General features: G+C 41.1%; 10 protein-coding genes. 1 reads left to right on the top strand and 9 read right to left on the bottom strand.

Annotation, left to right across the window (positions count from 1 at the left end; translation table 11 throughout):
• Position 1: 1 nt before the first annotated feature.
• From C4F40_RS03255 to C4F40_RS03245, 3 genes are all read right to left on the bottom strand, one after another.
• On the bottom strand, positions 2-814 hold the full coding sequence (locus tag C4F40_RS03255) for a 3-keto-disaccharide hydrolase (protein WP_196937943.1): 813 nt from the start codon (positions 812-814) through the stop codon (positions 2-4).
• 103 nt (positions 815-917) lie between these two features.
• Positions 918-3,365 (bottom strand): TonB-dependent receptor, encoded by a 2,448-nt coding sequence (locus tag C4F40_RS03250; protein ID WP_196937942.1) that lies wholly within the window; start codon positions 3,363-3,365, stop codon positions 918-920.
• Positions 3,366-3,460: 95 nt separating this feature from the next.
• The gene (locus tag C4F40_RS03245) at positions 3,461-3,742 is read right to left on the bottom strand and encodes an ATP-dependent Clp protease adaptor ClpS (RefSeq protein WP_196937941.1); all 282 of its coding nucleotides are present in this window, start codon (positions 3,740-3,742) and stop codon (positions 3,461-3,463) included.
• 38 nt (positions 3,743-3,780) lie between these two features.
• Between C4F40_RS03245 and C4F40_RS03240 the strand changes: the two genes are divergently transcribed.
• On the top strand, positions 3,781-4,863 hold the full coding sequence (locus C4F40_RS03240) for a 3-oxoacyl-ACP synthase III family protein (protein ID WP_231389902.1): 1,083 nt from the start codon (positions 3,781-3,783) through the stop codon (positions 4,861-4,863).
• Here C4F40_RS03240 and C4F40_RS03235 read toward each other — a convergent pair.
• Genes C4F40_RS03235 through C4F40_RS03210 form a run of 6 tightly spaced genes read right to left on the bottom strand, consistent with a single transcriptional unit; the run spans position 4,832 to position 12,738 of the window.
• Positions 4,832-6,382, bottom strand: a complete 1,551-nt coding sequence (locus C4F40_RS03235; protein ID WP_196937940.1) for an AMP-binding protein — start codon at positions 6,380-6,382, stop codon at positions 4,832-4,834. The two genes, C4F40_RS03240 and C4F40_RS03235, sit on opposite strands and share 32 nt — an antisense overlap.
• A complete protein-coding gene (locus C4F40_RS03230; protein WP_196937939.1) occupies positions 6,366-7,334 on the bottom strand; it encodes a hypothetical protein in 969 nt (322 codons plus the stop codon). Before C4F40_RS03230 ends, C4F40_RS03235 begins: the two co-directional genes overlap by 17 nt.
• Positions 7,335-7,336: 2 nt before the next feature.
• The gene (locus C4F40_RS03225; protein ID WP_196937938.1) at positions 7,337-8,014 is read right to left on the bottom strand and encodes a diacylglycerol/polyprenol kinase family protein; all 678 of its coding nucleotides are present in this window, start codon (positions 8,012-8,014) and stop codon (positions 7,337-7,339) included.
• On the bottom strand, positions 8,011-9,096 hold the full coding sequence (locus tag C4F40_RS03220) for a DUF3419 family protein (protein WP_196937937.1): 1,086 nt from the start codon (positions 9,094-9,096) through the stop codon (positions 8,011-8,013). The genes C4F40_RS03225 and C4F40_RS03220 overlap by 4 nt, the downstream gene beginning before the upstream one ends.
• Before the next feature lie 3 nt (positions 9,097-9,099).
• The gene (locus C4F40_RS03215) at positions 9,100-11,718 is read right to left on the bottom strand and encodes a PEP/pyruvate-binding domain-containing protein (RefSeq protein WP_196937936.1); all 2,619 of its coding nucleotides are present in this window, start codon (positions 11,716-11,718) and stop codon (positions 9,100-9,102) included.
• Between the two features lie 45 nt (positions 11,719-11,763).
• Complete coding sequence (locus C4F40_RS03210) at positions 11,764-12,738, bottom strand: UbiA family prenyltransferase (protein WP_196937935.1); 975 nt, start codon at positions 12,736-12,738, stop codon at positions 11,764-11,766.

The following is a 12,738-nucleotide window of genomic DNA, read 5'->3' as shown; positions in this document are numbered from 1 at the left end:
TTTAAAGAACCTTCACGGTAATATTTCTTAACCACACATCATCTCCGTGATCTTGAAACCCAATCACACCAGACTTCGACTTGCCCCCGACATTATTTAACAACTCAAAGGCTAAAGGCCATTTTTCTTTGCTAAATTTACTTGCTTGCAATAATTCTGTCCAAGCTGGCGACCACAGTTCATATTCAACTACTTTTACGCCATTTTGGTAATGAGAAACCTTACCTTTCTTCACCACTATTTTTGAACTATTCCATTCGCCGGCAGGATTTGCGTTTTGTGGTTTAGCGGGGATCATATCGTAGAGCGATGCCGATTTTCGATTATTATCCACACCTAGCTTCGCATCAGGATGTCTTTCATTATCCAATAACTGAAATTCAGGACTCGAAATATAAATCGGTTGATCCTTTATTTCTTTTGCTAAAAAGAATACACCTGAGTTACCTCCTTCAGATATTTTCCACTCAAATTCCAACTCAAAATCTTTGAAGTCATACCCAAAGATCAAATCACCTCCCTCGGGCGAAGTGGCATTAGGTGCTTTTGAAAATTTCAATGTACCGTTGTCTAAACTCCATTTATTTGGAATATGATCTTTACCATATCCTCTCCACCCCTTCAAGGAAGATCCATCAAAGATAACGTAGGCGCCGTTTTCATTTTTATTAAAATCTTTAATATTCACCTTCGGAAGGTCCAGTAATTCGTAGCCAGTTTTATTTTCCACGGCATCTGTGTTTTTTTGTGCTTTACAGGCAGAGATAGAAAGAGCGCCTATCAATGCACACGTTAAAATAGAAGTTTTGTTCATATTCGTTATATTGTATTTTTGTCGTTTATAAACATAAAGATACTAAAAAGAAAAGCCAAACTTCAAATGAAATCTGGCTTAACATTATATTAACAAACTAAAATTAATATTCTCCTCCCATATCATCTCCCAGCATCTGATCACCATTTTTCTTACTTTTAGTCAGATCCTGAATTCCAAATCGATAAGAAAAAGATAAGGTAAACATGCGTTTCATCCATCTATGTTCAAAACTTGAGTTCACTTGGGGAGTGAAGGTATCTGCACCGAAACGGCGTGTATCAAATAAATCGCGTACACTAAACATTACACTTCCTTTCTTATTCATAATATCCTTGCGCACTGCTACATCAATTCCTGTCATATATTTTGACTTTCCTTGCGCCATAATTCTCGGCGCAAAGTAGTCGGCTCGGGCTTGTAAAGATAACGTATTGGTAAATTTCAAATTACTGGTTAAATTCGTGTCCCAATTGACGCCCTCTTGTTCTCGAATGTTATATTCGGGATTACCCTCAAATTTGTTGTATGATATGTTACCATTCCAGGTCGCATCAAACCAGTTCGTAAAGTTAATTTTACTAATTAACTCTAAGCCGGCTACATTAGAATTTGTTAAATTCTCCCACTTACTAAATGTTACGCTTGTTTCCTCATCCACGCGATAAATATAGGGTTGCATCACGTCATTCATCCGTCTATAGTAAGCAGAGGAGATAAAATTCCACTTTTCATAAAATTTAGCATAACTTAATTCCATTGAATGAATATCTTCAGGCATAAGATTCGGGTTCCCTTGGCGTCTATTCATATCGTCCGATACGTTTTCAAACGGATTTACTTGCCATCCCCGAGGTCTTTGAACCCGTCTAGTGTAACTCAACTGTACTTTATCTTCCTGTTCTCCAATCTGATAGGTTAAAAAAACACTTGGATATACTCTAAAATAATCCAATTTACCATCTGTAGCGATCTCATTTTCGGGCACAGATGGGTCTTTAGAAAAATATGTCGTATTCAAATTAGCCTGTTCGGCGCGCAGACCAATTTGATAACCCAGCTTCTCCGTTAATTTGTCTTGATAATTAATATACAGTGCATGTACTGCGCTGGTCATATCAAAATCATTACTAATGGAATAATCTGGCAGATAGACGTTGTCGACTACATTCAACGTGTCTGAAAACTGCGTATCAAATGAGTTACGGATAATACTACGATAACCCGACTCAAACTTCCTATTATCACCTAAAGGAAGTAAGTAATCTAGCTGAAGATTAACATTCCTACCATCTTCCGATGTCTGGTTTATTCTACTAGATACCGGATATAAATCAGAATAAGTCTGTTCAAAGTCATTTACACCATCTTCTTTATCACTTCCAAAACTGAAATTAGCAGTTAATTCAGCACCTGCTTCATTAAGTTTGCGTGAAAAATCAAAATTTATATCATAGCCAAAATCATCTTCGTTTTGAGAAGACAGTCTACGGCTTGTCCCCGTAAATTGAGGGCTGTTCAAATAGGTATACCATAACTCAGAAGTTCTATTATTATCCCTTAAACTTAAGTTACTCGAAATACTGAGTGTGGTTTTGTCATCCATATAATAATCTACACCCAGCTTCACGGTATTGCTTAATCCTTTTCGAGAAGATTCTTCGGTATTATTGATCTGACTGTTATTGTTGAGGTAAAAATTATCTCTCTTACCAGATCCTACATTATTTCGCCTGTTAAAATTATAACTTCCGAAATAATTAAACTTGCGATCTCTGTAATTCAGGCTTGCACCGGCCATGTAATTATGATAAGAACCACCCGAGACGTTCACATTTCCATTTAATCCGGTACGCACGTTCTTCTTCAATATGATATTAATAATACCCGATTGTCCTTCTGCATCATATTTTGAGGAGGGATTCGTGATAAGTTCTACTTTGTCAATCGCATTTGCTGGTAAGGACTGTAAGAGCGAATTAATGTCACTGCCGGCCATTGCAGACTCTTTACCATCAATTAAGATTCGTACCGAACTAGATCCTCTCAAGGAGACAGATCCATCCATATCCACCTGTAATGTAGGCACATTAGCCAACAGGTCCGAAGCGGTCCCACCTACACTTACCATACTCTGCGAAGCATCAAATACTTTTTTATCAATATCTAATCGCAATCCCGGCACCCTGCCCTCTACCACCACTTCTTTCAGCTGTTGACCATCCGTTAGCATATTCAATATTCCGAGATCAATAGAAGTTGTAGCACTTGTAATCACTATATTTTCATGCATATAATTTGTTAACCCCACATACGTAATGCGCAGTGCATACGTGCCCGGACCTATACCATCAAATTTTAGTATACCGCCCGCCTCAGTTTGTTGACCTCGGATATATGCTTTCGTAGATTGACTCAGGAGTGCTGCACTAGCGCCTACAACAGGCTCGTTGGTTTCAGCATCTATAATTATTGCTTTGAGCTGTCCTTTTTGTGCAAACGAAATTGTCGGAATAACAATTAATAAAATAAAAAAAAGTTTAAATTGCATATTTTGTGATAGTTCCTCGTCTTACAAAAGTGGTAATTTTTGTATTAGGAACAGATAACGTAACTGCAATATTACGCATAGGACGAATGCGACATTTACTCTACGGAGACAGTAAGACCTTCTGCTTTTAGGATTTTTCGGTAAATTTCCATTTCTGTAAATGAGCCTTCCAGTATCGCGCATTTCCCCTCATTGTGTACCTTCCAGGCAATGCGTTCGGACTCAGTTTCCGTATATTGCAGATGGTGCATAAGGCAGTAAATAACATGATCAAATGTATTGGTTTCATCATTCCATAAGATCAACCTGTTGGCCTCTTTAAAAGAGGCTAAGATTTCTTCCAATGTAAAGGTTTCCTGCTCGGTTTCGACACTCATATTGCAAAAATAGCTTATTTTTCAAAAAAAGCGTAATTTTGCCTATAATTGATTACGAATTACACGATAAACTTATGTTTCAATCCCAGATTGCAGGTGTAGGGTATTATGTACCCAAAAACATCTATACCAATACCGATCTAACTCGCTTCATGGAAACAAGCGACGAGTGGATCCAAGAGCGCACCGGCATACAGGAGCGACGCTACGCCGATCGCATCGGAGAGACAACGACCTCAATGGGGATTGAAGCGGCAAAGATCGCGATTGAGCGCGCTGGCATTACAGCGCAAGACATCGATTTCATCGTATTCGCTACGCTCTCTCCCGATTATTATTTCCCAGGATGTGGTGTGTTGTTGCAACGCGAGATGGGAATGGACGAGGTGGGCGCTCTGGATGTCCGTAATCAATGTTCGGGCTTTATCTATGCACTATCCATAGCAGATCAATTTGTCAAAACGGGCATGTATAAGAATGTACTTGTAGTAGGGTCTGAAAAACATTCCTTCGCTTTAGATTATTCTACACGTGGGCGCAATGTATCGGTGATATTTGGAGACGGCGCAGGCGCAGTCGTGGTTCAACCGACTACCGAAGAAGGTCGCGGGATATTGAGCACACACCTTCACTCCGACGGTGCAGATGCTGAAAAATTAGCCATGTATTACCCTGGAACTTCGGGGGGTATATGGTTGGAAGAACGGCCCGACTGGCCAGATCAGGAACTGGGAGGGATGTTCATGACGACGGAGATGTTAGAAGACGGCACTGCTTTCCCATATATGGACGGGCAGGCGGTATTCAAGAAAGCTGTGGTCAAATTTCCAGAAGTAATCGCTGAAGCCCTGGCCAAGAACAACTTAAGAACAGAAGACATCGACATGCTCATACCGCATCAGGCAAATTTACGTATTTCTCAATTCGTGCAAAAAACGTTAAAATTAAGTGACGACAAAGTATTCAACAATATCCAAAAGTATGGCAACACCACCGCAGCCTCCGTACCTATCGCCTTGTGCGAAGCATGGGAACAAGGTCGCATCAACAAAGGCGATCTCGTGTGTCTAGCGGCATTTGGAGCTGGATTTACCTGGGGATCGGCGTTGATTCGTTGGTAGTAGGCGGAGCAAGTTTGCCATATTCAATTTTGGAATGGTGCCGTGGGTCGCGAGGTAATTTACAAAATCGTATTTCATCAATAAACAATGGTAAAGAACGAATGGTTTTCTCGAGGAGCTGACGATCCACAGCCTTATTTTCCAACTCTACAAATGCAATCATTTTCCCTTGTATTTTCAATACCGTCCCTAGCCTGACACCAGGAATAAATTGCAGATAATTCTCAAATATGAATGGAGAAATATACCTATTCCCATTTTGGATCAGGGTTTGGCAACGACCAGTCAAATACAACATACCGTCTTTCATGTAGCCGGCATCTCCGGTCCTGTGCCAATATACGCCATTCAAAAGTATCTTGGTTTTACGCAAAGCATCTTCGTTTTTAAAGTAGGTAGCTAATACATGCGGACCGGAAACAATTATTTCTCCCCACTCCTCCTCTTCGCACTGAAACACCTTAAACTGCTTGGCAGATATATCAAAAAGAGCTTCATCTGTTATTTTAAGAATTCTGACTTGCGTTGCCGAATAAGGTCTGCCCACACACAGACCAACCTCAGGCCGATAGGTAATATGATCTTCCGCTACGTATTTTGCTTCAATCGAGCTGATGGGTTCAGCTTCTGTAGATCCGTAAACGATCTGTACCTGCTTATCCCGAAAAACTTCCGTAAACAATAGGGCCTCTTTCTGAAATACCGGTGCACCGCCCGTAAAGATTGCTCGCAGATGAGGCAAAGAGCGGGGATCTGACTTGATCTCTTCAGCCAATCGCTTAATAAAATAAGGCGAAGCAACAATACGCGAAACCTGCTGCGCCCGCAGTTGATCAATAATCCGTGCGGCACACATTTTCGTAGGTTTGCTTGATTTGAAATCGGCGATAACAGAAGTTGATCCGACCCCCAGATTAATCAACAGTACAATGGGCAGCACAGACATATCGATATCGGAAGGATGAGCCTGCATCTTATCTTCCAATGCATTGAACTGCTCGAGCAGAAAACCATGTGTACGTAAAGCCGCTTTTGGTACGCCGGTGCTACCTGTAGTAAACGTAATCAACGCCGGGTCTTCCATTTGCGTATCGGAAAGAAAGTAGCTGTTACCTGGACGAAGACGCGTGTTCAGTATAATCGGAATTCTTCGGATTTCGCTCGAAAACAAACGCAATAAATGTGTTTTCCACGTACCTACAAACGCTTTACAATCGGCGAGTCGACAACATAGATCAAGTCGCTTCCGGTTCGTCCACTCATCCAGAAATACGACGGTAGCTCCCATGTAAAACAAAGCCAACACGATACGGTACAGGTCTATTCCCATGGGTACAAATACCAAGACTCTATCACCTTTCTGAATACCTTTCTTAGCGAAATAGTGAGCCGTGCATTTCACATCATCAAGCAGCTGTTTGAAACTTATCTTTGTTTGCTTATCCACAATAGCTACTTTGTCCGGATACGTTGCAGCAGCGGATAAAAACAATTCCGTGATATTAAATCGCTTTTCCATACAGTGAATATGTTTTAAACGGCGTACCAAAGAAATGATTGGATATAGGGGTAGACGTACCGTTTTCTTTTAAAAAGGCATGAATAATACGTGTAAATCCCCGTTCATAAGCCATTTGATATACCTGAGCCGCCATTACATGGCCCAATCCCCGATATAGCGGATCAGGATCACGTGCGATGGTTTTAATGATAAGTGTCTTTTGGGTCCGATCTAAAAAGTCCTCCACGCAAAAGAAAACACCTACTATCCTTCCCTCGCGTGAAGCTAACAACACGAAATCTGCGTCGAGATATTTTTGGAGCGGGAGATATTTTTCCTTAAAGGAAGTTTCTGATAAAGGTGAATAAAGAAAATTAGATGCAAATGCGTTCAATAAAAAGGGATATAAATTAGTCAATTCGGCTTCATATTGGTCCAATCTAATCGGATGAATATGAATACCTTCTCTTGTCAGGCGGTCTCGATTTTCAGAGATGCTTATGTCCCTATACTGCAACTCGAAACTCTCAGAAGAATAGTAGGTTGCGATCGGTCGAAAACCATTTTTCGTCCACAGTTCCGGGTAATAGTCGGGGTGCTGCATTTCCATCAGAAAAAGAGGTTGCTCCGGATTATCGTGAAAACGATGGCTTTCCCAGGTAGATCCATTCATGGGCCCAATCAAGAAATCCAATTTTAACTCTTGTGCAATATGTTCGATTACTCTAAATAGCAAAGAAACGGCTTCTTGATCGTCGACTGCCTCAAATGCACCTACAACTCCGGCTACCTTATCCTCCAATACGATATCCGCGTTCAGGTACAGTGCTGCACTGGCCAATACCTTTTCGGATGTTTTCACGATAATCCCTTGATAAAAATGTGTTGCTGGCGGTCTTTCTGTTGCCCGGCGCAAACTAACGAAGGTGTCAAAATCTAAAAAAGAAGCTGTAAATTTCTGCACTTCCATCCTCACACGATCGATTTTGTAAGTACCAAACCCACAATTACAGCAAGTGGTATTGTTATATTATCGTAACCGTCGCGACTAACTGCTTCAGCCAAGGTGGATAGGAAAGCCACACACACCACTGTAAAAATCAAAGAAGAGCCTACGGCTGCACTGCAAAACAGTACAAAGTACCCCACCGTAAGCAACATTGCTGAGCACAAAAACATAAGAGAACCCACGAGCGTCTTATGTGCTCCCGCGATATGATATGGCCCTATAGCCCATCTCTTTCCAGTAAGGCCTGCAATGGGATCACAAACCGCCAAGATCAGTATAGGAAGATAGTAATATGCATACCGACCGCCATTCAGATCATAAACCAAATAGCAACCATATACGGATATCGGATAGGCTAAGCTGCCTATAGACCGGCGGTCGATCGCGTTAATAGATGGAAGAAGATGAAACCTTAGGCTCAGCATCAGAACACCCGCAAAAAGACCACATAGTACCAATACCAACCAATGATTGTCCAATAACAACGGAAACAACAGCGCTAATAACCCCGTTCCAATATGAACTATTTTACGTGTAATTTCCACTTTAACCTTGAAATAATGATAGAGAAACTCGCCTAAGGCAAAAAGCAACAGATAACATCCGGCTAGAATACCGGCATTTATTACACTTTGGCTCATTTTTGATCGACAATAAACTGGTTATAAAAAAAACCATTATCTTCTTGGCTTAATTGTACGGATAAGGCGCTTAAGTATTGTATTTCCGACGGAAAAATTCCCGAGACCCGTCTAGGCACCATTAGGTTCCAATACCCCATACGGCCACTTGCATTCAGACCTTTTAACAGACTGTCTGCCGCTTTTCGAAAAACATCCCTATCCATATATTCAAAGATATTCGATAAATTCATGGCATCAAAATTCCCGAATTCGCTAACAACATCCTCTGCAAACCCGCTGCGTAAAATGAGTTTATCGATATTTTCTTTAACGTCTTGATAATTGTCGGGTTGTAAATAATGCGGTAAGAGATCGCCAAATGTGCCCGTTAGATGATAGCGTAAGAACGAGTTTGTCTGTGCTTCGATTTTTTTCAGATGCCTTTCAGCTTTTTTGAAAATATAATCACCGACATGCACCCCTACTTCCTTTAAAAACTTTGGATCTCGACCCAGTTTCCCCATGACGAATTTGCTAAAGAAAATTTTAAAGAAAAATCGCCAACGCCAGGTATTCCATTTATCGTGATAGTACTGGGCCTGCGACAGCCCATCCTTACTTGCCAGTAAGTCTTCGACATCACGTCGACTATGGATAAAAGGAAGCATTTTGCTTGAAAATACCCGAAAATACCGTTCAAATTTACCCTGATGGATAAGGCCTTTTTCGATTTTATCGGCGTTGTTCATCCAATATACCTTAGCATCTGCGCTCAGGTGATCTCTACATTGTTCAAACAACGTCACCCGATTCATTCCCTGCCGAAAACCCAGCAAATTCAATACTTCATCGTATTCGAGATTTCGAATCGCCTGTTTCTTTAATTCGATAAGATACAACTGTGTCGGATTGACGTCGACAGCGACGACCAGAGAAGGTGCTGTCGTTAATAGTGAAAAACTATTGTCGCCTGCTGATCCTATGGATAAAATTTTTGATCCCACAACTGGAGAAAGGCCTTTTAACAAAATATGGGGATCTTCCCAACAATTTGCATATCGAATCATATTAAAATCAACCTCAGTGCTGATATTTGCCATGTATTATTCCTGTGTATCCAAAATTTTTATTTCACCTGTATTTCCATCCATCTCTATCCAGTCTCCCGTCTTCAATGTTTTCAATAATCCCGTCACCCCTACGATACATGGAATTCCCATCTCTCTGGACACAATCGCGGAATGACTCAACAAACTACCTCGTTCTACCAAAATTCCGCCCGCACTTGGAAATAGTGTCACCCATCCCGGATCGGTGCTGCTGGTTACTAAAATATCGCCATTCAACGTTTTCGTTTCACTGGGATTCAACACGATCCTGACTTGTGCCCTCACATGTCCGGGGCAGCAACCTATACCTTTTAAATCGCCTTCGATAGGTTCATTCTTACTATTGCTAAAAAAATCATTACTCTGATAAACCGCGCCATAGGTTGCAATTCGTTCCGAAGGTGGATCCATTCGTCTAAAAAGTTCAAATTCATCCTTACGTACAGCCACCAACGATTTCAAATCTTGATTAACACTTCTTCCTTCAATGTAGGCAAATATTTCGTCCTTCGTCAGGTAAAATACATCTCTTTCAAATTCAAGTATATCTTCTTCATAAAAACGCTTGCCTATATGTGTAAACAACTCGCGTACTACACCAAATGCACGCGTACGTTCATAGCGAAGGTTTTCACGTGCACTAACCAATTCCCGGGTTTTCTTTAACGTTTTTCTAAACAACCATTTCTTCAACGGTTTTCGTCGTAATACCCCTTTCATCTTTTCCTCCGCGTTGCTACGCAGCACCTCTTCCACGTTATTATTGGTATTTGCCGTCGTTATACTCGCCTCAACATACGATTTGATAATCTGCACGAACTTGGGTGGATCTTGTGAATAGGAGATCGTTTCCAATTTCAACTCCCCTACGCAGCGCTCTCCAAAATCCGCTAAATATTGCCGAATCTGTACCAATAATCTTTCGCTCTCGTCCCGGTTATCGTGCTGAACTATTTGCCAGATGTTTTCCGGATCTTCGGATTCAAAAATTGCTCTTAGGTAATCCACTTCCTGCACAAAGGTCGCAATAGCAATACTGCGATGAATAGGTTGTGTAGAAATAATATCCGCGCTTCCACAGAGTAGATCATTATGAATATTGAGGTGCTGGCCATTGGTATAATCTTCTGTGCGTTTTTGCAGCAAGCCAAACCAGATCATAGCAAAAAAATCATTGAGCAAAGGTGCCTTCCATTGATTCAACAATTTTCGTTCAAAATACAAATACAATTGCATCAATTCGTTGGCATTCTTACGCTGAAAATCGATCTGCTTATATTTCGCAATCGTTGCATCCAATAGCGCTTTAAATTCAGTGCGTTTTTGCGGTAGACTTTTAAATCGCCTATACATTTGTAGTGCCATCCACAGCATACTACGCCACGCATCTCCGGTAGAAAGCTGATAACTTTTCGGTACATCAAATTGTTCCTTTACCCCCATCATCTTTTCCATAAAACGCGCATTTATGCTATACCCGGGCAACATGGCCAACATGTGGTACCAACTCTTCAAATTGTAGTATACGCGGCCATTAATCAGTCCCAGGGTATTGGCAAATACCCGTTCATTTCTACGGATGCTGTCTTCGGACACACCCAAAAAGGAACAAAACAGCTTATAGGCACCTTCATAAGATTGACTAATAAATGAAAACGTCAATGGTGTGGTGACTCCTGGATAAGATTCGATGATATTGCTATTATCCCAAAGCACATAATCAGCCGTGAGATCCGGCACGTTATCCAGACCAGTAATCGGTCGAGCCTGGAGGATAAATAGCACGTCATTTTTTACGGCGAATTCGACGTCCTGAAATAAACTATATTCCGTTCTCAATTGGTCTAAAATCGAATCCAACTGATGCAAATGTGCATCTGGAATCGACTGGTCGTTTTGATGGATTCGAGGAACATCAAGTTTCATTACCCCGCCTTTTCCCGCTGGATTAAGAATAAATTTTTCCTTCTTTCTAACAATCTGTCGATCGATCGTGCCCGTCTTATGAATAATAAAATTATCTGCATCCAGATAACCGGATACAAGTCCTTCTCCCACACCAAATACGCCGGAAATCAATTTTTCCTTTCGATTACCCGAAACGGGATTCATACCAAAAGCTACTCCCGATACATCCGCATCAATCATTTCCTGTACGATCACACCAATCCCTAAACCCAATCCCAGATTATTCAAAGTACGGTACGCGAGAATCCGTTCCGAGAATAAAGACCGCCAGACATCTTTGATACGCGCAAAGATATCCTCTTTACGTACATAGAGATACGATTCAAACTGTCCAGCAAAAGAATGTTGGCGACCGTCTTCATCAATTGCAGATGAACGCACGGCAAAATATGTCGTATCCGGAAAGGTCGTCTCTATTTGTGTAAGGGAAAAGGATGGAAATTTATACACATCGATAGCTTCCAACAAATCATTTGCATTTTCAATAGAAGCGACATCTTTAAATACTTCCGCTAAATAATCAGCAGGCAATACGATCCACTTAGGTACCGGCAGATTAAGCTGACCTAATTTCAGTAGATTCTTAGCCTTCCCGCCAACGGCAGGATTATGTATATGTTGATATTGGTAATCTTTAATAAACATGTAAAATAAGGTTAACGCGTGCCTTTTTTATCAAACTTTACTCTATCAAAAGCCTCTCCAAAACTGCTCGAGCATCGGAATCCCCCCCAAACTCAAATACATAGCGATAGTCCAACCGACTGAAGACCACTCGATTGCTTTGGCATATTTAGACGAATAGGCATTCAAAAAAAGAAATGCGGGAATACAACAGATCAAAAAGATTACACTCAATATCATATACGCCAGCCAGCCATACCCGGCATAGTAGGAAGCGGACATGCTCAACAACAGTGTCCCAAAAAGCACAGTTATCCAACATTTCACGGCTTTATCCGTCCCTAGCATACTGGAATAGGTCAATACCCCGTTTTTTTCATCTTGGGGGCTGCGTACCTTGCGCCCAATTTCGAGCACAATACCGTTCATGTACGAGACGGCAAAAAAGAAAATCAGTCCATGAGGTGCCGCAACATCAGCTAATAGCCAGTCCAAGCCACTTGCATAGATATCGATCAATGGAATAATAAACATATGCGAAACCACGTACCAGAACTGATGCTTTTTTAACCACGAGGGAATAAAAAATTCTTTGCCCATGAGGCAGAGATATATGATGATAACCGCATAAAGAAAGAGCATTTTCGGAAAGAAAAACCAATTCAGTAGCACTTGCAGGATAGCAAGTGTAATCCCGATGGTTTTAAGTTCACCAAAAGAGATTAAACCTCTGGGCACAGGGAGCTCCTTCCGGTACGCAGCATCTTCTTCTGCATCTTTAAATTCATCAAAGATCCGAACCAGGAAGAATAAAGAAATTGTCGTAAAAACACCAATCAGAAATGTTTTCCAATTTACAAATCCTTCCGCACCCCGACATATTCTACTATAGGAAATAGCGGAGAAACTAAAAGCCGTAACCAATACACCATGTCCGAAAAGTGGAAAGCGTTCTTTTTGATAAATCCAGAAGCGCCTTGCAAAAGAAGAATTATTCTCCTCCGCTTTACTGTATTCATTTTCTATTATACCTTTACGCAT

Source organism: Sphingobacterium pedocola (genome assembly GCF_015209965.1).
Classification (GTDB): Bacteria; Bacteroidota; Bacteroidia; order Sphingobacteriales; family Sphingobacteriaceae; genus Sphingobacterium; species Sphingobacterium pedocola.
The sequence above is the reverse complement of the archived record's forward strand: the minus strand, read 5'-3'. Positions and strand labels throughout refer to the sequence as shown.